19 protein-coding genes and 1 pseudogene are annotated in these 23,349 nt (G+C 58.8%); 6 read left to right on the top strand and 14 right to left on the bottom strand.

The features are described from left to right. Positions 1-9 precede the first annotated feature (9 nt). From ACOTZB_RS10565 to ACOTZB_RS10555, 3 genes are all read left to right on the top strand, one after another. Positions 10-1,920 carry a BglG family transcription antiterminator gene (locus ACOTZB_RS10565; protein WP_421627101.1) on the top strand — a complete coding sequence of 637 codons (1,911 nt, stop codon included), beginning with the start codon at positions 10-12 and terminating at the stop codon, positions 1,918-1,920. 77 nt (positions 1,921-1,997) lie between these two features. Beyond that, complete coding sequence (locus ACOTZB_RS10560) at positions 1,998-2,240, top strand: type II toxin-antitoxin system RelB/DinJ family antitoxin (protein WP_023331889.1); 243 nt, start codon at positions 1,998-2,000, stop codon at positions 2,238-2,240. After that, a complete protein-coding gene (locus ACOTZB_RS10555; RefSeq protein WP_421627100.1) occupies positions 2,230-2,514 on the top strand; it encodes a type II toxin-antitoxin system RelE family toxin in 285 nt (94 codons plus the stop codon). The genes ACOTZB_RS10560 and ACOTZB_RS10555 overlap by 11 nt, the downstream gene beginning before the upstream one ends. A gap of 3 nt (positions 2,515-2,517) precedes the next feature. Here the strand turns inward: ACOTZB_RS10555 and nrdG are convergent, their stop codons facing one another. The 5 genes from nrdG to treR form a co-directional block, all read right to left on the bottom strand. Further along, entirely contained in the window at positions 2,518-2,982 is a 465-nt protein-coding gene (gene nrdG / locus ACOTZB_RS10550) for an anaerobic ribonucleoside-triphosphate reductase-activating protein (RefSeq protein WP_421627099.1), read from the bottom strand. Between the two features lie 165 nt (positions 2,983-3,147). Continuing rightward, entirely contained in the window at positions 3,148-5,286 is a 2,139-nt protein-coding gene (gene nrdD / locus ACOTZB_RS10545; protein ID WP_032662478.1) for an anaerobic ribonucleoside-triphosphate reductase, read from the bottom strand. 377 nt (positions 5,287-5,663) lie between these two features. Beyond that, positions 5,664-7,307, bottom strand: a complete 1,644-nt coding sequence (gene treC / locus ACOTZB_RS10540; protein ID WP_421627098.1) for an alpha,alpha-phosphotrehalase — start codon at positions 7,305-7,307, stop codon at positions 5,664-5,666. A gap of 51 nt (positions 7,308-7,358) precedes the next feature. After that, positions 7,359-8,777 carry a PTS trehalose transporter subunit IIBC gene (treB, locus tag ACOTZB_RS10535; RefSeq protein WP_048977047.1) on the bottom strand — a complete coding sequence of 473 codons (1,419 nt, stop codon included), beginning with the start codon at positions 8,775-8,777 and terminating at the stop codon, positions 7,359-7,361. A gap of 129 nt (positions 8,778-8,906) precedes the next feature. Then, on the bottom strand, positions 8,907-9,854 hold the full coding sequence (treR, locus tag ACOTZB_RS10530; RefSeq protein WP_337280252.1) for a trehalose operon repressor TreR: 948 nt from the start codon (positions 9,852-9,854) through the stop codon (positions 8,907-8,909). 388 nt (positions 9,855-10,242) lie between these two features. On the opposite strand from treR, the gene mgtA reads away from it, so the two are divergent. Beyond that, complete coding sequence (mgtA, locus tag ACOTZB_RS10525) at positions 10,243-12,951, top strand: magnesium-translocating P-type ATPase (RefSeq protein WP_421627097.1); 2,709 nt, start codon at positions 10,243-10,245, stop codon at positions 12,949-12,951. 327 nt (positions 12,952-13,278) lie between these two features. Further along, complete coding sequence (locus ACOTZB_RS10520) at positions 13,279-15,663, top strand: beta-N-acetylhexosaminidase (protein WP_421627096.1); 2,385 nt, start codon at positions 13,279-13,281, stop codon at positions 15,661-15,663. A 51-nt stretch (positions 15,664-15,714) separates the two neighbouring features. Here the strand turns inward: ACOTZB_RS10520 and ridA are convergent, their stop codons facing one another. The 4 genes from ridA to ACOTZB_RS10500 all read right to left on the bottom strand — a co-directional run bounded on the left by ridA (position 15,715) and on the right by ACOTZB_RS10500 (position 17,720). Further along, positions 15,715-16,101, bottom strand: coding sequence for a 2-iminobutanoate/2-iminopropanoate deaminase (gene ridA / locus ACOTZB_RS10515; RefSeq protein ID WP_008501391.1), 387 nt, complete (start codon positions 16,099-16,101; stop codon positions 15,715-15,717). Positions 16,102-16,174: 73 nt separating this feature from the next. After that, positions 16,175-16,636 (bottom strand): aspartate carbamoyltransferase regulatory subunit, encoded by a 462-nt coding sequence (gene pyrI / locus ACOTZB_RS10510; RefSeq protein WP_023310197.1) that lies wholly within the window; start codon positions 16,634-16,636, stop codon positions 16,175-16,177. Between the two features lie 12 nt (positions 16,637-16,648). Then, positions 16,649-17,581, bottom strand: coding sequence for an aspartate carbamoyltransferase (gene pyrB / locus ACOTZB_RS10505; RefSeq protein WP_421627095.1), 933 nt, complete (start codon positions 17,579-17,581; stop codon positions 16,649-16,651). Positions 17,582-17,615: 34 nt separating this feature from the next. Then, on the bottom strand, positions 17,616-17,720 hold the full coding sequence (locus ACOTZB_RS10500; RefSeq protein ID WP_022646880.1) for a pyrBI operon leader peptide: 105 nt from the start codon (positions 17,718-17,720) through the stop codon (positions 17,616-17,618). On the opposite strand from ACOTZB_RS10500, the pseudogene ACOTZB_RS10495 reads away from it, so the two are divergent. Further along, positions 17,700-17,817, top strand: a pseudogene (locus ACOTZB_RS10495) (hypothetical protein). The gene ACOTZB_RS10500 and the pseudogene ACOTZB_RS10495 overlap by 21 nt on opposite strands. A gap of 3 nt (positions 17,818-17,820) precedes the next feature. Here ACOTZB_RS10495 and ACOTZB_RS10490 read toward each other — a convergent pair. The 5 genes from ACOTZB_RS10490 to arcA form a co-directional block, all read right to left on the bottom strand. Beyond that, positions 17,821-18,300, bottom strand: coding sequence for an arginine repressor (locus tag ACOTZB_RS10490; RefSeq protein ID WP_029739272.1), 480 nt, complete (start codon positions 18,298-18,300; stop codon positions 17,821-17,823). Between the two features lie 80 nt (positions 18,301-18,380). Beyond that, the gene (locus tag ACOTZB_RS10485) at positions 18,381-19,784 is read right to left on the bottom strand and encodes a YfcC family protein (protein WP_033144505.1); all 1,404 of its coding nucleotides are present in this window, start codon (positions 19,782-19,784) and stop codon (positions 18,381-18,383) included. Between the two features lie 47 nt (positions 19,785-19,831). Next, a complete protein-coding gene (argF, locus tag ACOTZB_RS10480) occupies positions 19,832-20,836 on the bottom strand; it encodes an ornithine carbamoyltransferase (RefSeq protein ID WP_023310201.1) in 1,005 nt (334 codons plus the stop codon). Positions 20,837-20,860: 24 nt separating this feature from the next. Continuing rightward, the gene (gene arcC, locus ACOTZB_RS10475; protein ID WP_421627094.1) at positions 20,861-21,772 is read right to left on the bottom strand and encodes a carbamate kinase; all 912 of its coding nucleotides are present in this window, start codon (positions 21,770-21,772) and stop codon (positions 20,861-20,863) included. A 10-nt stretch (positions 21,773-21,782) separates the two neighbouring features. Beyond that, on the bottom strand, positions 21,783-23,003 hold the full coding sequence (arcA, locus tag ACOTZB_RS10470) for an arginine deiminase (RefSeq protein WP_421627093.1): 1,221 nt from the start codon (positions 23,001-23,003) through the stop codon (positions 21,783-21,785). Positions 23,004-23,349: the final 346 nt, after the last annotated feature.

Raw genomic sequence — 23,349 nt, 5'->3', positions numbered from 1 at the left:
GACAAGCCCGTGCGATTTCCGAACCAACGTTTAGCGCAACTTTTCGATCTGTTGCAAAACGAGACGCTGCCGCAGGACGAGCTGGCGCAGCGGCTGTCGGTCTCCACGCGAACCGTCCGTGCCGATATCACCGCCCTGAACGCGCTGCTGGCAGGCCACGGCGCGCAGTTTATATTGAGCCGGGGCAACGGCTACCAGCTCAAAATTGATGATGCCCAGCGCTACCAGCAGCTGCAGGCATCCCACCCGCGCGCGCTGCGTATTCCCCGGACCGGGCCGGAGCGCGTGCATTATCTGGTGGTGCGTTTTCTCACCTCAGCATTTTCTCTTAAGCTCGAGGATCTGGCGGACGAGTGGTTTGTCAGCCGCGCCACGCTGCAGAGCGACATGGCCGAAGTCCGCGAGTGGTTCCATCGCTATAACCTGACGCTGGAAACGCGTCCGCGCCACGGCATGAAGCTGTTTGGCAGCGAGATGTCGACCCGCGCGTGCCTGACCGATCTGCTCTGGGAGCTTGCGCAGCAGGACAGCCTGAACCCGCTGGTGACCGACGTAGCGCTGAATGCAGGCGTGGCGGAGCAGATGGTGCCCGTGCTGCACGAGGCGCTGACGCGTCACCACATCCGTCTGACCGACGAAGGCGAGCTGTTCCTGCGCCTGTACTGTGCGGTGTCGGTACGTCGCATCAGCGAGGGCTATCCGCTGCCGGAATTCCACGCAGAAGACGTGGAAGAGAACGTGCGCGAGGCGGCGAAGGATATCGCCGTCACTATTCAGCACCTGGCGGGCAAAATGCTTTCGCCGTCGGAGGAGAGCTGGCTGTGCGTGCACATTGCGGCGCGGCAGATTCAGGAGATAGCCCCGAGCGCAATTAACGCGGATGACGACGAAGCGCTGGTCAACTACATCCTGCGCTACATCAACACCCACTATAACTACAACCTGCTTAGCGACGCGCAGCTGCACGCTGACCTGCTCACGCACATCAAAACCATGATCACCCGCGTGCGGTATCAAATCATGATCCCCAATCCGCTGCTGGATAACATCAAGCAGCACTACCCGATGGCGTGGGATATGACCCTTGCGGCGGTGTCGAGCTGGGGAAAATACACGCCGTATGTGATCAGCGAAAACGAGATCGGCTTCCTGGTGCTGCATATCGGCGTCGGGCTGGAGCGCCATTACAACATCGGCTACCAGCGCCAGCCGCGGGTGCTGCTGGTATGCGACGCCGGTAATGCGATGGTGCGCATGATTGAGGCGGTGCTGCAGCGTAAATACCCGCAGATTGAGGTGACGCGCACGCTCACCCTGCGCGAGTACGAGATGGCGGAAACGATTGGCGAAGACTTTGTGATCGCCACCGCCCGCGTCAGCGAAAAGTCCAAACCGGTGGTGACGATCGCCCCGTTCCCGACCGATTACCAGTTAGAGCAGATCGGCAAGCTGGTGCTGGTGGACCGCACCCGTCCGTGGATGCTGGATAAATACTTCGACGCGGCCCATTTCCGCATTATCGACAAGCCCGTTGACCAGCAAACGCTGTTTCGTGAGCTGTGCGCGCAGCTTGAAGGCGAGGGGTTTGTCGGCGCGGAGTTCCTGGATTCGGTTGTTGAGCGTGAAGCCATCGTCAGCACCATGCTCGGCGACGGTATTGCGCTCCCGCACTCCCTCGGCCTGCTGGCGCAGAAAACGGTAGTCTATACCGTGCTCGCCCCGCACGGCGTTCAGTGGGGAGACGAAACCGCGCACGTCATCTTCCTGCTCGCCATCAGCAAAAGCGAGTACGAAGAGGCGATGGCGATTTACGATATCTTCGTCACTTTCCTGCGTGAACGGGCGATGTCGCGGCTCTGTAGCTGCGATGACTTTGCCGGGTTTAAGGCGGTGGCTATAGAGAGTTTGAGTCGGTTTTGAGAGGCGTTATCCAGAATTCGATGTAATGCGAATGTAATGCTAAACTGCATTACACATTCGATTTTACCGGAGGCATAATGGCCACGCTGAACGTCCGTCTGGATGACAAACTCAAAAACGAGGCTTATGCCGTGCTGGAAAAACTTAATATCACCCCAACGGAAGCCGTACGATTACTGTTTCAGTACGTCGCGGAGACGGGACGTATGCCGGTGAAAACGGTCACGATTAGCGACAGTGAAGATGAACTGATACAGACGGTCCGGGAGCGGCTGGCTAATCCACAAAAGGGAATTAAGGTTAGTCTGGATGACTTATGAACTGGCATTTGACCCGAGGGCGTTAAAGGAGTGGAGCAAGCTGGGGGAGACTGTAAAAGACCAGTTTAAGAAGAAACTTGCGGACGTGCTGGTGAGCCCCAGGGTCGAATCGGCCCGCCTGCATGGTCTGCCGGATTGCTACAAAATAAAACTCAGAACGCAGGGTTATCGTTTGGTCTATCAGGTTCAGGACAACGTTGTAACGGTATTTGTTATCGCTATCGGTAAGCGAGAGAAATCAGCCGTTTATCATGATGCAAACAAACGGCTTTAGCGATCATCGTAAATGGTGCACAACCTGATTGCTGCTGCCGCGCCAGATGAGCGCCGGGTCTTTTAAATCCTGCACGAATTTGCCATCAACCAGGACGTTAATCAGATCCACTACTTCTCTTTGCTGCGCATTGAGTTCATCCAGCTTATATCCCGTCCAGATCCAAATATCTTTGCCTGCACATTCGCGGCGAATGTGCTTCACCAGCTTCAGGATCTCCGGCACGTTTTGCGGGTGCAGGGGGTCGCCGCCGGAGAGCGAGATCCCCTGGCGTTTGATGCGCGTGTCGTTCAGATCGCGGATGATTTTATCTTCCATCTCCGCGGTGAATGGCATGCCGGAATTCAGGCGCCATGTGCTTTTGTTGTAACAGCCGGGGCATTCGTGAACGCAGCCAGAGACGAACAGGGTACAGCGGGTGCCGGGGCCGTTGACGATGTCGACGGGGTAGTATTGATGATATCGCATAGAAAATGTCCAGAGAATTTGTGCGCGCTGATGCCCTCACCCCGACCCTCTCCCACGGGGAGAGGGAGAAAACCGGAGTCAGGATTAGCAATGTGCTCGATCGGTCCCCTCTCCCTTGAGGGAGAGGGAGAGGGGTAGGGTGAGGGGGAGAACCCTGCGCAGAACTTACCCGATCTGCCCATTCCCCAAATGCTTCACGCGACGCTTCACCTCTTCCTGCTTGCCGGCGTTAAACGGACGCGCGTCCGGGCTGCCGAGATAGCCGCACACGCGACGGGTCACGGAGACGCGAGCCGCATCGTGGTTGCCGCATTTCGGGCAGGTAAAGCCTTTGCTGGTGCACTCAAACTCGCCGGTAAAGCCGCACTCGTAGCACTCGTCGATTGGCGTGTTGGTCCCGTAATACGGCACGTGCTGATAGCTGTAATCCCACACGTCTTCCAGCGCCTTCAGGTTGTGCTGAATGTTCGGGTACTCGCCGTAGCAGATGAAGCCGCCGCTGGCGATCGGTGGATACGCCGCTTCGAAGTCGATCTTGTCGTACGGGTTCACCTTTTTCTCCACGTCGAGGTGGAAGCTGTTGGTGTAGTAACCTTTGTCGGTTACCCCTTCCACAATCCCGAACTCGGCGGTGTCCAGACGGCAGAAGCGGTCGCAGAGGTTTTCGCTCGGCGTACTGTACAGGCTGAAGCCGTAGCCGGTTTCCTCTTTCCACTGGTCAACCGCGTCGCGCAGGCGCTGAACGATGGCGATGCCTTTTTCGCGCAGGGCCTCGCTGTCGTACATATGCGTATCGCCAGCCAATGCGTTGATGGTCTCGTGAATGCCGATATAGCCCAGCGAAATCGACGCGCGACCGTTTTTGAAGATCTCAGACACGTCATCGTCCGCCTTCAGGCGTACGCCGCAGGCCCCTTCCATATAGAGGATCGGCGCGACGCGGGCTTTGACCCCTTCCAGGCGCGCGATGCGGGTCATCAGCGCCTTACGCGCCAGCTGCAGGCGCTCGTCCAGCAGCGTCCAGAATTCAGCTTCATTACCTTTCGCCTCCAGCGCGATGCGCGGCAGGTTGAGGCTGATCACGCCCAGGTTGTTACGCCCGTCGTGGATCTGCTCGCCGTTTTCATCTTCGTATACGCCGAGGAAGCTGCGGCAGCCCATTGGCGTTTTAAACGAACCGGTGACTTTGACGACCTGATCGTAGTTCAGGATGTCCGGGTACATGCGCTTGCTCGCGCACTCCAGCGCCAGCTGTTTGATGTCGTAGTTCGGATCGCCAAACTTATGGTTCAGGCCGTCGCGAATGGCGAACACCAGTTTCGGGAACACCGCCGTTTTGCGGTTCTTGCCGAGGCCGGAAATGCGGTTGCGCAGGATGGACTGCTGGATCAGGCGTGATTCCCAGCTGGTGCCGAGACCAAACCCGAAGGTCACAAACGGCGTCTGGCCGTTGGCGGTGTGCAGCGTGTTCACCTCATACTCCAGCGACTGGAAGGCGTCGTAGCACTCTTTCTCGGTGCGGGAGTGCGCGTAGCCGTCAGCGTCCGGGATCTGCCACTCTTCGGCCGTTTTACGATGCTTGTTGAAGCTTGCCGTCACGAACGGGGCCAGCACTTCATCAATGCGGTTAATGGTGGTGCCGCCATAAATATGGCTGGCGACCTGGGCGATAATCTGCGCCGTGACGGCGGTGGCCGTAGAGATCGACTTAGGCGGTTCAATCTCGGCGTTACCCATTTTAAAACCGTGGGTCAGCATGCCTTTCAGGTCGATCAGCATGCAGTTGAACATCGGGAAGAACGGCGAATAGTCGAGATCGTGGTAGTGAATTTCACCGCGCTCGTGCGCCGAGACCACGTCGCGCGGCAGCAGGTGCTGACGGGCATAGTGTTTGGCGACGATACCGGCCAGCAGGTCGCGCTGGGTCGGGATCACTTTGCTGTCTTTGTTGGCGTTTTCATTGAGCAGGGCGGAGTTGGTCTGCTCCACCAGACCACGGATCTCCTGGTTCAGACGACCGCGCTTCTCACGCTGCACGTCACGATCGTGACGGTATTCAATGTAGGCGCGCGCCAGCTGCTTGTAAGGCCCCGCCATCAGCTGGTTCTCAACCGCGGTCTGGATCTCACTGATATCGACCTGGCTGCGTTCGTTCATCTGGCTGCTAACGACTTCTGCGACGGTGGCGCAGTAATCTGCGTCATCGACTCCCGCTGCTTTAGCTGCACGCAGAATGGCTTCCTGGATGCGCTCTGATTTAAACGGCACTTTACAGCCATCACGTTTCATCACATGCGGTGTCATGATCACTCCATTTTTTGAAAACAGGTTATCCACAGAGGTGGAGAAGTAATAACCGGGCATATTCCCCGCCGGGCCAAAGACTTCCCGCGTTCCCAGCTTGTGTTATCCACAATTCCGGCCAGCGTAAGCGCCGTCTTGTTGTTGGAATAGTAGACGATTAAATACAAGATGTTGGGTCGGAGTGCATTTTAAGTGCTACATATAGTGATTTGCATCAAACATGTTTGCGATTTATTTGATGCAGAACAAAGTAAAAAGACGAGAGTACAAACGACGGGCGCTTCAGCGATTGTAAAGGCGCGCGAGAAAAATCTGATTAATTATTCAACAAAAACAGTAAAGTAAGCCGGGTGCTGAGCCGCACCCGGCAGGGAAAGTTACTGCTGCAACCACCAGACGGCTTCAAACGGACGGAGTGACGTCGTTTGCGGTGCCGGGTAGTTACTCATCAGCACCTGCGACTTATCGCTGAGAGCCTCTGTCTGCCATTCCTGCGGCGTAGGACTCAGGTTCGCCACCACCATCAGCGTCTGCCCCTGCCACTGACGACGGTAGCACCAAAGAGAAGGTTGTTCCGGCAGGAGATCCTCATAATCTCCCCACGTCAGCACAGGCAGGGTTTTACGCAGGCCGATCAGCGACTGGTAGGTGTAGAACACCGAATCCGGGTCGTCCAGCGCCGCGCGGGCGTTCACCGTCTCGTAGTTATCGCAGACGCCAATCCACGGCTCGCCCTCGGTAAAGCCCGCATTGTGCGACGCGTCCCACTGCATTGGGGTACGGCCATTATCGCGGGACTTACTCGCCAGAATCGCCAGCAATTCCTCCGGCTCGCGGCCGTTGGCGCGCAGTTCGGCGAACATGTTCAGGCTCTCCACGTCGCGGTAATCGGTGATGCGGCTGAAGTGCGGGTTGGTCATCCCCAGCTCTTCGCCCTGGTAGATATACGGCGTGCCCTGCATGCCGTGCAGCACCATGCCGAGCATCTTCGCGGCCTGAACGCGGTATTCCCCTTCGTCACCAAAGCGCGACACGATGCGCGGCTGATCGTGGTTACACCAGAACAGCGCGTTCCACGCTTTGTTGTGCATCCCCTGCTGCCAGTGGCGGAAGAGGGTTTTTAGCGCCACGAAGTCCGGCTTCGCCTTCGTCCACTTTTCGCCGCCGGGATAGTCCACCTTCAGATGATGGAAGTTAAAGGTCATCGACAGCTCGCGTCCGTCGAGCGACGCGTACTGCTGGCAGTTCTCCAGCGAGGTCGAGGACATCTCGCCCACCGTCATCAGGTTGCGCGGGGTGAAGACGTCCCGGCTCATCTCCTGCAGATATTCGTGAACGCGCGGCCCGTCGGTGTAGAAGCGGCGACCGTCGCCAATAGTGTCGTCCGGGAAATCCTGATCTTTTGAAATCAGGTTAATCACGTCGAGACGCAGGCCGTCCACGCCGCGATCGGCCCAGAACTCGCACACCTTTTTTAGCTCGGCGCGCACTTCAGGGTTTTCCCAGTTGAGGTCCGCCTGCTCCGGGGCGAACAGGTGCAAATAGTACTGCTCGCTCTCGGCGTGCCAGCGCCAGGCGTTGCCGCCAAACTTGGAGCGCCAGTTGTTGGGAAGCTGCTCCGGCGCGCCGTCGCGCCAGATGTAGAACTGGCGGTACGGGCTCGCTTTGTTCAGCGATTCGCGGAACCAGGCGTGCTGCGTGGAGGTGTGGTTAAACACCATATCCAGCACGATGCGAATGCCGCGCGCGTGCGCCCGGGCAACCAGCTCGTCGAAATCATCCAGCGTGCCGTAAGCCGGGTCGATGGCGGTGTAATTCGCCACGTCGTAGCCATTATCCACCTGCGGGGAGATATAAAACGGCGTCAGCCAGATGGCGTCGATGCCGAGGGTTTTCAGGTAGTCCAGACGCTGCGTCACGCCGCGCAGATCGCCGGTGCCGCTGCCGGTGGTATCCTGGAAACTCTTTGGGTAAATCTGATAGATGACGCCGTTCTGCCACCAGTGAGGAAGGGTATTCATAATGCGTTCCTGCAAATGCGAAGGGGCGCAACTGCGCCCCGAAAGAAGACGTTAAACAATCTGCAGCGAGCCCTGACGGAACTTACGCTGGTAAACCACGGTGGTGAGCGCCATTGGGACGATAATCGCGATGGCCATCGCCAGGGCAAACACCTGCCAGTAAGCGGGCTGGATGGAGAGAATGCCCGGCAGGCCGCCGACGCCAATCCCGTTCGCCATCACGCCGTTCAGACCACACACCAGGCCAGCCAGACCGGAACCGATCATCGCGCAGAGCATCGGGAAGCGGTACTTCAGGTTGATACCGTACATCGCCGGTTCGGTGACGCCGAGGTAGGCAGAGATGGCCGCCGGAACGGAGATCTCACGTTCGTTATGCTTGCGGCTGACGATGATGATGCCGGTAACCGCCGACGCCTGGGCAATGTTAGACAGGGCGATAATCGGCCAGACCGGCGTGCCGCCGAGGCTCTGGATCATCTGCATATCAATGGCCAGCGTGGTCTGGTGCACGCCGGTGATCACCAGCGGGGCGTACAGGAAGCCAAACAGTGCGGCTCCAATCGGCGCGAAGCTGCCGGTCATCAGGTGACGCACCGCGAAGGCCACGCCGTCGCCGATCATGCGGCCAAACGGACCGATAAAGGCGTGCGCCAGGAACACCGCCAGAATCAGCGAGCAGACCGGCACCACCACCAGATAGAGGTAATCCGGCACGATGCGCTTCAGGCGCGTTTCAATAAAGCCCAGCGCCAGACCCGCCAGCAGGGCCGGAATGACCTGCGCCTGATAGCCCACTTTGGCGATAGTAAACAGGCCGAAGTTCCACACCTCAGGCACCTGCTGACCAAGTAAGTAAGCGTTCATTAACTGTGGAGAGACCAGCGTGACGCCCAGCACGATACCGAGAATCGGCGTGCCGCCCATCTTGCGCACCGCGGACCAGCAGATCCCGACCGGCAGATAGAAGAAGATCGCCTCGCCAATCAGCCACAGGAAATCGTAAACGGTTTTCAGCGCCGGATAGATCTGCGCCAGCGTTTTGCCGTCGCTCATCGGTACATCGCCGATGACGTTACGGAAGCCTAAGATTAAGCCCCCGCTGATCAGCGCGGGCAGCAGCGGGAAGAAAATTTCCGCGAAGTGGGAAATCAGCTGCTCGTGCCACTTCATATTCTGGCGCGCGGCCTTCTTCGCCTGCTCTTTATCGGCGGAGGAGTGCCCGGTTGTCGCCAGCAGAGCCTGATAGTAATCGCCCACTTCGGTACCAATAACGACCTGGAACTGCCCGGCGTTGGTGAAGCAGCCTTTGACCATGGAAAGTTCTTCAATGGCCTTCGGGTTGGCTTTGGCCGGATCGTTCAGCACGAAGCGCAGGCGGGTAATGCAATGGCTGACGGTAGCGATGTTTTCGCGGCCGCCGACCAGGACGATCAGCCGATCGATATCTGCTTGTTTGACTTTACTCATCATGAAACCTCATGACAGATGGTGAGGGGGTGTAATGACCTGAGCGCAAGCCTACTCCTTCAGCGTGACGGCGAAAATGGGAACGTTCCCGAAATCAGGCGAAGATCACAATAATCTGTTTTAGAGGGGTTACGAAAGGTGGGCGGGAATGACGATTTGACGGGGCTCTGAACGCCCGTTTATCTGCTCGATCAGCTGCGCGGCGGCCTGTCTGCCGGACTCGGCGTAGCCCGGATCGACGGTGATGATCTCCGGGTGCAGGAACTTCATCAGCGGCGTGCTGCCGACGCTCGCCACCTGCAGGTTATCGATGCGCTGCTCCTGAAGATATTTGCTGGCACCCAGCGCCAGGGTATCCGTGGCGCACACCAGCGCCGTGGTCTGCGGCGTCAGAACGCTGGCGACCTGCTCGTAGCCCTGCTTCATGCCCAGCCCCGGCAGGGAGGCCACGGCGGAGAGATTGTGCTTTTTGCAAAAGGCCAGGTAGGCCTCATGACGACGCTTGCCGGTGGTGACGTCCGCGTGCGGTACCCCGAGGAAGCTGATGTGGCGATGGCCTTCGTCAAACAGACGCTGCATCAGGGTGATAATCGCGCCCTCGTCGTCATAGCAGACGGAGGCAAACCCGTGGGCATCGCGCGCCAGCAGCACCAGCGAAGGCTGCCAGGGTTTCAGCATCTCTTCCTTAATGCCGGTAAAACCGAACAGCACCACGCCATCAATGTTGCGCCGCTGGAGCATACCCAGATGCTCTTCAACCAGCTGCACAGAAAACTGACTCTCCATCATGATCGGATCATACCCCTGCTCGTAGAAGGCGGGCAGCATGGTCTGCACGGCGAGGTTTTCAGACAGAGAGTCCAGACGCGAGACAATGATGGCGACGACTTTGTCACTCTGCCCGCGCATGGCGCGCGCGGAGCGGGAAGGGGAAAAACCGTGCTGATTCATGACCGCCTCAACGCGCTCGCGGGTGCGTTCGCTGACGCCGCTTTCGTTGTTCAGCACGCGTGAGACGGTCGATTTCCCCACGCCGCTTAAACGCGCGATGTCTTTAATCGTAAGGCGGTTCTGCATGCTGTATTCCCTGTAACAACGACGATGTAGTGAATTGAGCCTAATGCTATAGCGCGATTTCGCTATGGGCAAAGTCTGGTTTACGTTTGGTTTATTTGCAGGGGGGTATAATACCGCCCGAATCGTCATAAAGGGTATGCCTAAATCCCTGGACTGCGCGGCAACACCCTGTTTTTTTACTTACCGGAGGCTTCATGGATCCCGATCCCACACCTCTCCTGAACGGGAGAATGCGTTCTTTCCGGTAAGCCAGCTTTTGCTGTCTCACCGGCGTGAGGCAGCAACGTCTTAAACGTTCCTGCTTAAAAAATTAAGTGCCTCTCAGGTACGGCTTCGCCACGCCTGAAGGAATTGCTGCATCCGCCCCGGCGGATGCGGAGGAATGACTATGTTTAAAAATATCACCCGGCAGCTGCAGGCGCTGCTGAGCCGCCACCTGCCACACCGTCTTGTTCAACGCGACCCGCTGCCAAACGCCAAAAACATGGCGGGGGCGGCGATCCCCGCCTCCCTGAGCGAACGCTGCCTGAACGTGGCGGCGATGGATGAAAACGAAGTATGGCGCGCGTTCGGCGGACACCCGGAAGGGCTCAACGCGGCCGAAGTGGAAAAAATCCGCGCCGTGCACGGCGATAACCAGATCCCGGCGCAAAAGCCGTCTCCGTGGTGGGTGCACCTGTGGCTCTGCTACCGCAACCCGTTCAACCTGCTGCTGACCGTGCTCGGCCTCATCTCCTACGCGACGGAAGATCTGTTTGCCGCAGGGGTGATTGCCCTGATGGTGGGTATCTCCACGCTGCTGAACTTTATTCAGGAGGCCCGCTCCACCAAAGCGGCGGACGCCCTGAAGGCGATGGTCAGCAACACCGCGACCGTCTCGCGCGTGATTAACGATCTCGGCGAAAACGCCTGGGTGGAGCTGCCTATCGACCAGCTGGTGCCGGGCGATCTGGTGAAGCTGGCCGCGGGGGACATGATCCCGGCGGATTTACGCATCATCCAGGCGCGCGATTTGTTCGTGGCGCAGGCCTCGCTGACCGGGGAATCCCTGCCCGTTGAAAAGGTAGCGCGCAGCCGCGACCCGCAGCAGATGAACCCGCTCGAGTGTGACACCCTGTGCTTTATGGGCACCACGGTGGTCAGCGGCACCGCGCGGGCGATTGTCACCGCCACCGGGGGCAACACCTGGTTTGGACAGCTTGCCGGGCGCGTCAGCGAGCAGGAGAGCGAGCCAAACGCCTTCCAGAAAGGGATTGGCCGCGTCAGCATGCTGCTGATCCGCTTTATGATGGTGATGACGCCGATCGTGCTGCTGATCAACGGCTACACCAAAGGCGACTGGTGGGAAGCGGCCCTGTTTGCGCTCTCCGTGGCCGTTGGCCTGACGCCGGAAATGCTGCCGATGATTGTCACCTCCACGCTGGCGCGCGGGGCGGTGAAGCTCTCTAAACAGAAAGTGATCGTCAAACATCTCGACGCCATCCAGAACTTTGGCGCGATGGACATCCTCTGCACCGATAAAACCGGCACCCTGACGCAGGACAAAATCGTGCTGGAGAACCACACCGATATCTCCGGCAAAACCAGCGAGCGCGTCCTGCACAGCGCGTGGCTGAACAGCCATTACCAGACCGGGCTGAAAAACCTGCTCGACGTCGCGGTGCTGGAAGGGGTAGACGAAGAGTCTGCCCGCACGCTCTCCGGCCGCTGGCAGAAGGTGGATGAGATCCCGTTCGACTTCGAGCGCCGCCGCATGTCGGTGGTGGTGAGCGAGCAGACGGACGTGCATCAGCTGATCTGCAAAGGGGCGCTGCAGGAGATCCTCAACGTGTCGACGCAGGTTCGCTATAACGGCGACATCGTGCCGCTGGACGACACCATGCTGCGCCGCATCAAGCGCGTCACCGATAACCTGAACCGTCAGGGGCTGCGCGTGGTGGCGGTCGCGAGCAAGTTCCTGCCCGCGCGCGAGGGTGACTATCAGCGTATCGACGAATCCGATCTGATCCTCGAGGGCTACATCGCCTTCCTCGATCCGCCGAAAGAGACCACCGCACCGGCGCTGAAGGCGCTGAAGGCGAGCGGTATTACCGTGAAAATCCTTACCGGCGACAGCGAGCTGGTGGCGGCGAAAGTGTGCCATGAAGTGGGGCTGGACGCGGGCGACGTGGTGGTGGGGAGCGATATTGAACATCTCTCCGATGACGAGCTGGCGAAGCTTGCTCAGCGTACCACGCTGTTTGCCCGCCTGACGCCGATGCACAAAGAGCGCATCGTCACCCTGCTTAAGCGTGAAGGGCACGTGGTGGGCTTTATGGGCGACGGCATCAACGACGCGCCCGCGCTGCGTGCGGCGGATATCGGTATCTCCGTCGATGGCGCGGTCGATATCGCCCGCGAGGCGGCGGATATCATTCTGCTGGAAAAGAGCCTGATGGTGCTGGAGGAGGGCGTGATCGAAGGGCGCCGCACCTTCGCCAACATGCTCAAGTACATCAAAATGACCGCCAGCTCCAATTTCGGTAACGTCTTCAGCGTGCTGGTGGCGAGCGCGTTTCTGCCGTTCCTGCCGATGCTGCCGCTGCACCTGCTGATCCAGAACCTGATGTACGACGTGTCTCAGGTGGCGATCCCGTTTGATAACGTAGACGACGAGCAGATCCAGAAGCCGCAGCACTGGAACCCGGCGGATTTAGGGCGCTTTATGCTGTTCTTTGGCCCGATCAGCTCCATCTTCGATATCCTGACCTTCTGCCTGATGTGGTTTGTGTTCCACGCCAACACCCCGGAACACCAGACGCTGTTCCAGTCCGGCTGGTTCGTGGTAGGTCTGCTGTCGCAGACGCTGATTGTGCATATGATTCGCACCCGCCGCATTCCGTTCATCCAGAGCCGCGCTGCGTGGCCGCTGATTGTGATGACGGGGATTGTGATGGCGCTCGGCATCGCGCTGCCGTTCTCACCGCTGGCGAGCTACCTGCAGCTGCAGGCGCTGCCGCTGAGCTACTTCCCGTGGCTGGTGGCGATCCTCGCGGGCTATATGGTGCTGACCCAGATGGTGAAAGGATTCTATGCGCGTCGGTACGGGTGGCAGTAAGTTATGTTTGCCGGGTGGCGGCTTCGCCTTACCCGGCCTACTCTCGAAACGTAGGCCCGGTAAGCGCAGCGCCACCGGGCAATAGCTTTCCTCTCAAATTCAACAACCTGTGATCTCCGTCGGCGCATTCGCTTGACGACAAATTGAGCGCATGTTAACAGAATGTTTTGCCTTTATACCCTAAATAATTCGAGTTGCATGAAGGCGGCAAGGGAGTGAATCCCCGGGAGCTTACATAAGTAAGTGACCGGGGTGAACGAGTGCAGCCAACGCACAGGCAACTTGAAGTATGACGGGTATATTTGGCCCGTCAGATAAGGAACATTCATGTTACGGTACAGTCTCTTAACCGCCGGGCTGATGCTAGGCGCCTCTGCCTTTGCCGCCCCGGCAGGCGATCTCCCTTTGATGCCCTGGCCTGCCAAGGTCGAACGCCCGACGACCCAGGGCGCGCTGGTGCTCAGCAACAACGTATCCATTAGCGTCAGCGGGGACGATCTCGGTGACGCCGTCAGCCGCCTGCGCCAGCGCATGGCCCTGCAAACCGGCTGGACGCTGCAGCCGCAGGCTGAAAAGCCAGACAAACCGACCATCCGCATTGCCATCGCTAAAAAGGTGAAGCCGCAGCCTCTGCCGGACAGCGATGAAAGCTACAGGCTGACGGTGGACGCCAGCGGCGTCGATATCTCCGCCAACACCCGCTTCGGCGCGCTGCGCGCCATGGAAACGCTGCTCCAGCTGATGCAGAACGGCGCTGAAAACACCTCGCTGCCGTGGGTCACCATTGAAGATTCGCCGCGCTTCCCGTGGCGCGGGCTGCTGCTCGACTCGGCGCGTCACTTTATCCCGCTGTCGGATATCAAACGTCAGATCGACGGCATGGCGGCGGCGAAGCTCAACGTCCTGCACTGGCACCTGACCGACGACCAGGGCTGGCGCTTCAGCTCGAAGCGCTATCCTAAGCTGACGCAGCTTGCCAGCGACGGGCTATTCTACACGCCTGAACAGATGCGTGAGGTGGTGCGCTACGCAGCCGAACGCGGTATCCGCGTGGTGCCGGAGATCGACATGCCGGGCCACGCCTCGGCGATTGCCGTAGCCTATCCGGAGCTGATGAGCGCCCCGGGGCCGTACGCAATGGAGCGCCACTGGGGCGTGCTGAAGCCGGTGCTGGATCCCACCAAAGAGGCAACCTACGTCTTTGCTGACGCGATGGTCAGCGAACTGGCGGCGATCTTCCCCGATCCGTATCTGCATATCGGCGGTGACGAGGTGGATGACAGCCAGTGGAAAGCGAACCCGGCCATTCAACAGTTTATGCGCGACAACAGGCTGGCGGACAGCCACGCGCTGCAGGCGTACTTCAACCGTAAACTGGAGACGATCCTTGAGAAGCATCACAGGCAGATGGTCGGCTGGGACGAGATCTACCATCCCGACCTGCCGAAAAGCATTCTGATCCAGTCCTGGCAGGGCCAGGACGCGCTGGGGCAGGTGGCGCAGAACGGCTACAAGGGCATTCTCTCCACCGGTTTCTATCTCGACCAGCCCCAGCCCACCGCCTATCACTACCGCAACGAAATTGTCCCGCAGGGTCTGAACGGCGTGGATGTGATTGCAGACACCGACAGCGTCCAGAGCTGGGCCTTTTCCATGCCGCGCCTGAAGGGCAAACCGGTGGAGGGGAGCTTCACGCTGGTGAAAGGGGACGCAGGCTGGCGCGGATTTATTGATTTTGCCGGGAAATCGCGCCGCGCGGTGCAGGATATTGAATGGCGTGACGACAACCAGGTGACCTTCACCGTCGATACCTGGATGGGCGAGACGCGCCCGGTGGTCTCCGTCGATAACGACAAGCTCACCGGCTATTTCCTGGTAGGGAATACGCGCTACCCAATCAGCGGCACGCGTCTGGACGCGGTGCCGAAAGGCATTCCGCCGGTCGTGCCGGACGTGGCGAATCAGGCCAACCTGCTCGGCGGGGAAGCCGCGCTGTGGGCGGAAAACGTGGTGGCGCCGGTGCTGGATATTCGACTGTGGCCGCGCACCTTTGCGGTGGCGGAGCGGCTGTGGTCCGCGCAGGACGTCAACGACGTCGACAACATGTACACCCGCCTGCAGGCGATGGACAGCTGGTCGACGGTGTCGGTCGGGCTGCAGCAGCATACCCAGCAGCAGGTGCAGTTCACGCGCCTTGCCGGTAATGCCGACACGCTACCGCTGCAGATCCTCGCGCAGGCGGTAGAGCCCGCGCAGTATTACACCCGCCAGCACCTGAAGTTCCAGGCCGGAAACTACCATCAGTTCGAACCGCTCAACCGCTTTGCCGATGCGCTGAACGCTGAAAGCGCCACCGTGCGCCAGATGCACAAATGGGCGGACCGCCTGGTGAGCGACGCGGAAGACGCGGAAAGCGCCGACGCGCTGCGCCACGTCTTTAACCGCTGGCAGAGCAACACCAGCGACGCGCTGGCGCTAAGCGAAAACAGCTATCAGCTGAAGGCGATGAAGCCGGTGATTCAGGAGGTGGATAAGCTGGCCTCGATTGGCCTGCGGCTGACGGATCTGGTGGCGCGCCAGGGCACGCTGGATGATAAAGAGATAGCCTCGATTCAGAGCGAGCTGAATAACGCGGCGAAGGTTCAGGACGAAGTGGTGATTGCGGCGGTGTATCCGCTGGAGACGCTGCTCAGGGCGACGCGGAATCAGTAGCAAGCAACAAAAAAGGCAGCCTGGGCTGCCTTTTTTTATCGCCAAAGCGAATTAGCGACGTACGGCAATCGCTTCGATTTCAATTTTCACGTCTTTTGGCAGACGGGCCACTTCAACGCAGGAGCGCGCCGGGAAGGTGGCGTTGTGCTCGGTGAAGAACGCTTCGTAAGTGGCGTTAACGGTCGCGAAATCGTTCAGATCTTTCACGAAAACGGTGGTTTTCACGATATCGCCCACTTTCAGACCGGCAGATTCAACGATAGCCTGCACGTTTTCCAGCGACTGACGCGCCTGTGCCGCGACATCTTCCGGCACCGCGCCGGTTTTTGGGTTCACCGGGATCTGCCCGGAAGTGATGATCATGCTACCCAGATCAACGCCCTGAACGTAAGGGCCGATAGCCGCTGGCGCATTTTCCGTCGCGAGTACTTTGCTCATGTTTTCTCCAGAATTACAGCGTTAAGAATGTTCCCGGCCATTATAACAGCCGGGATTTCATTACCAACCTCAATTAGTTGGCCAGCACCACATAATGAGAAAACTCTTTTTCGCAGTATTTGCATTTGAGCGCGATGTCATCGGCGCGTTTTTTCACTGCAAAGCTGGAAGAAACCGGCTCAGCGTGACTGATGCAGTTGCTGTTCGGGCAGACCAGCACGCTTTCAATGCGATCCGGCAGGCTCGGGCGGGATTTGCCGACCACTTCATACTCGTCGATGCGGTTGACGGTAGCGTCCGGCGCGTACAGCGACAGCTGGTTGACCTGCTCGTCGGTCAGGAAGGTATTCTCGATTTTAATCAGGTCCTTGCGGCCCATCTCGCCCGACGGCAGGTTCAGGCCGATGGTGATGCGCTGGTCGGTTTCGGTCAGTTTGAACAGCGTCAGCAGCTTAAAGCCCACCTGCGCAGGGATGTGGTCAATCACGGTGCCGCGCTTGATGGCTTCAACCTGGAGTTTGTTATCGTGTGTCATGGTCGTTTCCCCTTACAGTGCCAATTCGCGATTCAGAACCAGTGCCAGTAACGCCTGGCGGGCGAAGATGCCGTTTCCGGCCTGCTGGAAGTACCAGGCGTGCGGCGTCTTATCCACATCTGTGGTGATCTCATCGATGCGCGGAAGCGGGTGCAGCACCTTCATGTTGTCGCGCGCGCCCTCAAGGTCGCTGGCGCGCAGCACGAACTGCGCCTTCACGTTGGCGTATTCGGACGGATCCAGACGCTCTTTCTGCACGCGGGTCATGTACAGAATATCCACGTGGCTCATCACCTCTTCGATGCTGGCGTGTAGGCTCCACTGAATGCCTTTCTCATCCAGCATGTCGAGAATGTACTGCGGCATCGCCAGCGCGTCAGGCGCGATGAAGAAGAAGCGGTTGCCGTTAAATTTCGCCAGCGCCTGGGTCAGGGAGTGGACGGTGCGGCCATATTTCAGGTCGCCGACCATGGCGATATTCAGGTTCTCAAGCTTGCCCTGCGTTTCCTGAATGGTGAACAGATCCAGCAGGGTCTGCGTCGGGTGCTGGTTGGCACCGTCACCGGCGTTCAGTACCGGAATGCCGCAGGAGAACTCGGTCGCCAGGCGCGCCGCGCCCTCCTGCGGATGACGCATCACAATCGCGTCGACGTAGGTGCTGATCACTGAAATGGTATCCGCCAGGGTCTCGCCTTTTTTACCCAGCGACGTGTTGCTGCTGTCCGAGAAGCCCACCACGCTCGCGCCCAGGCGGTGCATGGAGGTCTCAAAGGAGAGACGGGTGCGGGTCGAGGCTTCAAAGAAGCAGCTCGCAATCACCTTGTGCTTCAGCAGCTCCGGTTGCGGATTGGCCTTCAGTTTTGCCGCGGTTTCCAGAACCAGTTCCAGCTCTTCGCGGCTGAGGTCGTTTATGGAAATGATGTGTTTTTGATAAAGCGGATTCATGTTTATCTCCTGACGCCGGGCAAAAAAAAGCCCCTCAAATGAGGGGCTCTGGGAATAGGTTTAGCAACGGGAAGAAAAACGGCAGGCCAGCGTCTGATTTCAGACGCGGTAAGACGTTATGTCGTACACGCTTGACCATGCTTCCTCCCGGCAAATTGTCGGGCATTATACGCAGCTCGCTTTTCGGATCAAGCGATTTAATGCACGCTTTACTCAATGCAAACGGTTCTTTATGAATATTAATGCGTTCTGAGTAAATAATTAATTTGCTTATGCACCAGTGCGGTGCGCTTCACCACCCGGGGGGCGACCCAGACGATACTGCTGCCGGCCACCACGCCTAAAATTTCCGGTAGCTGGTGATAATCCAGAATACGCGCCACCGCGCGGCCATATCCGGCGACGGTATGAACAAGGATAAACTCGCTATTGTGCTCGACGCTGACCACCATTTCTGACACGGTACGCGCGGCGTCGGGGGCAGGGCGCAGCTGGGGATTCAGCGAATAAATCTTTAGCCCTTTGGCATTTCGAATTTTTATGACGCCGAGCAATTTAAGCAGACGTGAAACGGTGGACTGGCTGATGGTCTCAAAACCACGCTCCTGTAAATCCCGGCGGATCTCCTCCTGAGAGAGATAGCTCTTTTCTGCGATCAGGCGCTGGCAGACCGTCAGCTGTAGTTGCTCTTTGGGAGAGTACTCTTCGTAATCCATCATAGTTCCCATATCAGTTCCTGAAATAACCGGTGGCACCGCACCGATCCGTAGGCCGGATAAGCGCAGCGCCATCCGGCAAATCACAACAAGGCACCCAGACTTAACGCCACCATAATCACCACCGTTAAAATGCCCAGCAGCGGCGCCACCCATTTCAGATAACGCACGTAGGGCACGCGGGCGATAGCCAGTCCGCCCATCACGACGGCAGAAGTGGGCGTGACGAGGTTAACGATGCCGGAGGCCGACTGGTAAGCCGTCACCACCAGGTCGCGGTTGACGTTAGCGAAATCGGCAAGCGGCGCCATGATCGGCATCGTCAGAACGGCCAGGCCGGATGAAGAAGGCACAAGAAACGACAGCACGACCTCCAGCCAGTACATCACGTTGATAAACGCTACCGTGGACAACCCGCTGACCAGCCCTTCCGCGCTGTGCAAAATGGTGTGGGTAATCATGCCCTTATCCATGATGACTACGATACCGCGCGCGATGCCGATAATCAGCGCGACGCCCAGCAAATCTCGCGCGCCGTTAATAAACGTCGACGTCAGCTCCTCTTCGCTCATGCGGGCAATCAGGCCGACGATAATCGCGCTGGCGAGAAAAACCGCGGAGATCTCCGCCATCCACCAGCCCAGCACCGCCACGCCGTAGATCATCACCGCGAAGGCGAGGGCAAAAATCACCAGGATGATTTTGCGCACCGGGGTGAATTCCAGCGACTGTTCGCCCTTGTCGCCGAGGAAATGGGCGCGGTTCTCTTCCTGTTTGTCTGCGACGATCGACAGCGACGGATCCTGGCGCACCTTACGGGCGTAGCGCATCACCCACGCCACGCAGATGACCCAGCCGATGACCAGCAGCGCCACGCGCAGGGCGATGCCGTTAGTGAAGGGGATCCCGGCGGCGTTGGCGGCGATCACCGTGGCAAACGGGTTAATGGTAGAGCCGAGCGTGCCGATCCCCGCCCCGAGCAGCACGGTGGACGCGGCGACAACCGGATCGAACCGGGCGGCCAGCATCACCGGCACCAGCAGGGTGTAGAACGGCAGCGACTCTTCGGCCATGCCGTAAATCGTGCCGCCCGCGGCGAATAGCGCCATCAGGATCGGGATCATCCACTCCTCGCGCCCGCGCAGCCGGGTGGTAACGCGTTCGATCCCTGCGTCAATCGCCCCGGTTTTGGTGACGATCCCGAGAAAACCGCCGATGATCAGGATAAACAGCGCGACGTCGATCGCCCCGGCCTGGCCGGAGACCGGATCGTACAGCCCGGCGATGGGCGCCATCAGGACGGAAACCAGCCCCTGCGGATGTGCCGCCACGTGCGCGTACGTTCCGGCAATCGGGACTTCTTTACCGAGGGTTTCGTTCATCGCCATCTGGTACTGACCGGCGGGGACGACCCAGCTCAGCGCCGCCACAACGGCAATCAGGAAAAAGAGAATGGTGTAAGCGGAGGGAAACTTAAACTTGCCCATGATGTTCTCCTTAAACCCGGCGCACCCCGCGGCGCGCCGGGCGGTGATTAATCGCCGAGTGTCGCCACCATGACCGCTTTAATGGTGTGCATGCGGTTCTCTGCTTCGTCGAAAACGATGGAGTTCGGTGATTCGAAGACCTCTTCCGTCACCTCCAGCCCCTTCAGGCCGTACGCCATCTCGATCTCGCGACCCACTTTGGTGTGCTCGTTGTGGAACGCTGGCAGGCAGTGCATGAACTTGACGTTCGGGTTGCCGGTGGCCTTCATGACGTCTGCATTAATCTGATACGGCTTCATCAGGCTGACGCGCTCGGCCCAGGCTTCCTTCGGCTCGCCCATGGAGACCCACACGTCGGTGTAGAGGAAATCGGTCCCCCGCACGCCTTCTTCCACGTCGTCGGTGAGGGTAATGCGCGCGCCCGTCTCTTTGGCGATGGCGCGGCACTGCTCAACCAGCCCGGCTTCCGGCCAGAAGGATTTCGGCGCGACGAGGCGAATATCCATCCCCATCTTGGCCGCGCCGACCATCAGCGAGTTGCCCATGTTGTTGCGCGCGTCGCCCAGATAGGCAAAGCTCAGCTCCGGCAGGGTTTTGCCCGGCGCGTGCTCCAGCATGGTCATCAGGTCGGCGAGGATCTGCGTGGGGTGGAACTCGTCGGTCAGGCCGTTCCACACCGGCACGCCCGCGTACTCGCCCAGCTCCTCAACGATGGCCTGGCCGTAGCCGCGGTACTCGATACCGTCGTACATGCGGCCCAGCACGCGGGCGGTGTCTTTCATCGACTCTTTGTGACCGATCTGCGAGCCGCTTGGACCGAGGTAGGTCACCTGCGCGCCCTGGTCAAACGCGCCCACTTCGAAGGCGCAGCGGGTGCGGGTGGAGGTTTTTTCAAAAATCAGGGCGATGTTTTTCCCGACCAGGGTTTGCTTTTCGCGCCCGGCTTTTTTAGCCGCCTTCAGCTCGATGGCGAGGTCGATCAGGTACTGGATCTCCGCCGGGGTGTAGTCCAGCAGTTTCAGGAAGTTGCGGTTTTTCAGGTTGATGGTCATGGGTAAATCCTTTTTAAATTTGAATTAGTTACGAATCAACGTGCCTTTCTCGCCCGCGAGGATCTCCGCGCCGTCGGCCAGCGCGCCGATCCCGGCCATGCCGTTGCAGGCTTCAACAAACTCGCGGCAGGCGGCCACTTTCGGGCCCATCGATCCGGCGTCGAACTGCATGCCTCTGAGCAGCTCCGGCGTCACCTGCGCCAGCGGGCGCTGGGTCGGTTTGCCCCAGTCGAGATACACCGCGTCGGCATCGGTCAGGATCAGCAGTGCGTCGGCCTCTAACTGGCGCGCCAGCAGGGCGGCGGAGAGGTCTTTGTCGATCACCGCCTCAATGCCGCGATAGCCATTGGCGTTCTCCACCACCGGCACGCCGCCGCCGCCGTTGCAGATCACCAGGTGATCGCGCTGGATCAGCGCCGTGATGGCGTCGCTCTCGACGATGCGCTTCGGCTGCGGTGACGGCACCACGCGGCGGAAGTAGCTGCCGTCGGCCTTAAACACCCAGCCTTTCTCCGCGGCCAGCGTTTTTGCCTGGGCTTCGCTGTAGACCGGGCCGATGTACTTGGTCGGGTTGCTGAAGGCCGGGTCGGCGGCGTCCACTTCTACCTGCGTGAGCAGGACGCTTACCTCGCGCTGCGGCAGATTGTTTTTCAGCGCCTGCTGGAGCATGTAGCCGATCATTCCCTGGCTTTCTGCGCCGAGAACGTCCAGCGGGTAGGGCGTGACTTTGTCGTAGGCGCTGTTCTGCAGCGCCAGCAGACCGACCTGCGGGCCGTTGCCGTGCACCAGCACCACGCGCCACTGTTCTGTTAATCCGGCGATGGTGCGGGCGGCCTGCTCGATGTTCTGGCGCTGGATCTCGGCTTCCAGCGGCTCGCCGCGCTTGAGCAGCGCGTTGCCGCCGAGGGCCACAACCAGAGTGGGTTTTCGTTCCATGATCGCTCCTTTAAATTCCGTCGCGTTCCAGCGGGCAGCTCATGCAGCGCGCGCCGCCGCGCCCGCGTCCCAGCTCGTCGCCCGGGATAGGCAGCACGGTGATGCCCGCTTTGTCGTACTTCTCGTTGGTCCAGACGTTGCGCTCGTAACCGATCACCACGCCGGGGCGGATGGTCAGGACGTTATTGGCGTCGTTCCACTGCTCGCGTTCCGCTTCAAAGACGTCGCCGCCGGTGGTGATCAGGCGCACCTGGCTAATGCCGAGCGCTTTCTCGATGGCGTGCAGCAGGTCGGTCTCCTGGGTGCGCAGCAGGCCGCCGCGTCCGTCCGGGGTGAGCGTCCAGCACTGGGCGTCCTTGCGCACCACTTCCGGGTAGACGGAGAAAGTGTCCACGTCGATGTGGGTCATGACGGTGTCGAGGTGCATGCAGGAGCGGTGTTTTGGCAGCTCAACGGCGATCACGCGCTCGGCCTGACGGTGCTTAAACAGGCTGTTGGCGAGAAACTCCACGCCCTGCGGCGTCGTGCGCTCGGACATGCCGATCAGGACCGCGCCGCGGCCAATGACTAATACATCACCGCCTTCTAAGGTGGCGTGGTCGTAATTAATATTCTCGTCGCCGAAATACTTAATAAAATCGCCGTCGGCAAACGCCGGGTGCCAGCGATATATTGCCCGCAGGTTATTCGTTTCACGCTGACGGGCCGGTTTCGCCATTGGGTTAATAGAGACGCCGTTATAAATCCAGCACGAAGTATCGCGGGTGAATAAATGGTTTGGCAGCGGCTTCATAATAAAATCATTCGCCGTGTGGGTATCCACCACCATATTTTTAATGGCCGCCGGAATTTCGCCGTAGGTTAATCCGCCGCTCAATCTGCGCGCCAGTTCGCGGTGCGGCATATCCGCCAGCCAACCGCGCACGTCGCCGGCAAAGGTTGGGCCGAGGCGGTAGTCGGATATTTGCGTATCCAGAAGCCAGGCTTTCGCTTCTGCAATATCAAGGGTTTGTGTCAGAAGGTCGGTCAACAGCAGGACTTCCACACCCTGCTCGCGCAGCGTGTTGGCGAAGATGTCATGCTCCTCACCCGCCCGCTCCACCGAGAGCACGTCATCGAAAAGCAGCTCCTGACAGTTTGATGGTGTTAAGCGTTTCAGACTTAAATTTGGGCGGTGCAGCATAACGCTACGCAATTGACCAATTTCAGAACCGACGTAATGCTTTTCCATAATTATTCCTTTAACTGTTTTTCAGAATAAAAAGGGCATGCGCCATGTGATGTGTTTAATTTCATGGCGGCTAAGCTCAATTGATTTCGTGATTCATACTAGGCAGTTAAATAATCTGTATTGTGATATTGCTCACGCGAAACTGGATATTAAGCGGTTTGTTTTCATTTGCATGATTCGCATCAGATAATGATTAATTTCATATTATTGAGGGGTGAATAGCTAAGCAGGATCCGGTGGCATTATTTGAGGTTGTTATTATTTTGTAGATTTTAATCTTTTGAAATGTGTTGCTATGTAGTTGATTTTAAATGATAAATATTATGAATAAGAATGGCTATGCAAT

This window comes from Enterobacter cloacae complex sp. SHL020 (assembly GCF_049236945.1).
Classification (GTDB): domain Bacteria; phylum Pseudomonadota; class Gammaproteobacteria; order Enterobacterales; family Enterobacteriaceae; genus Enterobacter; species Enterobacter dykesii.
The sequence above is the reverse complement of the archived record's forward strand: the minus strand, read 5'-3'. Positions and strand labels throughout refer to the sequence as shown.

Excerpts from the sequence above, each read along its gene's own strand:
- ACOTZB_RS10500 (WP_022646880.1), bottom strand. The coding sequence starts at position 17,720 with ATGGTCAAGCGTGTACGACATAACGTCTTACCGCGTCTGAAATCAGAC.
- treR (WP_337280252.1), bottom strand. The coding sequence starts at position 9,854 with ATGCAGAACCGCCTTACGATTAAAGACATCGCGCGTTTAAGCGGCGTG.
- pyrB (WP_421627095.1), bottom strand. The coding sequence starts at position 17,581 with ATGAATCCGCTTTATCAAAAACACATCATTTCCATAAACGACCTCAGC.
- treC (WP_421627098.1), bottom strand. The coding sequence starts at position 7,307 with ATGAATACCCTTCCTCACTGGTGGCAGAACGGCGTCATCTATCAGATT.
- ridA (WP_008501391.1), bottom strand. The coding sequence starts at position 16,101 with ATGAGCAAAGTACTCGCGACGGAAAATGCGCCAGCGGCTATCGGCCCT.
- argF (WP_023310201.1), bottom strand. The coding sequence starts at position 20,836 with ATGACCATCAACCTGAAAAACCGCAACTTCCTGAAACTGCTGGACTAC.
- ACOTZB_RS10555 (WP_421627100.1), top strand. The coding sequence starts at position 2,230 with ATGACTTATGAACTGGCATTTGACCCGAGGGCGTTAAAGGAGTGGAGC.
- nrdG (WP_421627099.1), bottom strand. The coding sequence starts at position 2,982 with ATGCGATATCATCAATACTACCCCGTCGACATCGTCAACGGCCCCGGC.
- ACOTZB_RS10520 (WP_421627096.1), top strand. The coding sequence starts at position 13,279 with ATGTTACGGTACAGTCTCTTAACCGCCGGGCTGATGCTAGGCGCCTCT.
- nrdD (WP_032662478.1), bottom strand. The coding sequence starts at position 5,286 with ATGACACCGCATGTGATGAAACGTGATGGCTGTAAAGTGCCGTTTAAA.
- ACOTZB_RS10485 (WP_033144505.1), bottom strand. The coding sequence starts at position 19,784 with ATGGGCAAGTTTAAGTTTCCCTCCGCTTACACCATTCTCTTTTTCCTG.
- mgtA (WP_421627097.1), top strand. The coding sequence starts at position 10,243 with ATGTTTAAAAATATCACCCGGCAGCTGCAGGCGCTGCTGAGCCGCCAC.
- treB (WP_048977047.1), bottom strand. The coding sequence starts at position 8,777 with ATGAGTAAAGTCAAACAAGCAGATATCGATCGGCTGATCGTCCTGGTC.
- pyrI (WP_023310197.1), bottom strand. The coding sequence starts at position 16,636 with ATGACACACGATAACAAACTCCAGGTTGAAGCCATCAAGCGCGGCACC.
- arcA (WP_421627093.1), bottom strand. The coding sequence starts at position 23,003 with ATGGAAAAGCATTACGTCGGTTCTGAAATTGGTCAATTGCGTAGCGTT.
- ACOTZB_RS10560 (WP_023331889.1), top strand. The coding sequence starts at position 1,998 with ATGGCCACGCTGAACGTCCGTCTGGATGACAAACTCAAAAACGAGGCT.
- arcC (WP_421627094.1), bottom strand. The coding sequence starts at position 21,772 with ATGGAACGAAAACCCACTCTGGTTGTGGCCCTCGGCGGCAACGCGCTG.
- ACOTZB_RS10490 (WP_029739272.1), bottom strand. The coding sequence starts at position 18,300 with ATGATGGATTACGAAGAGTACTCTCCCAAAGAGCAACTACAGCTGACG.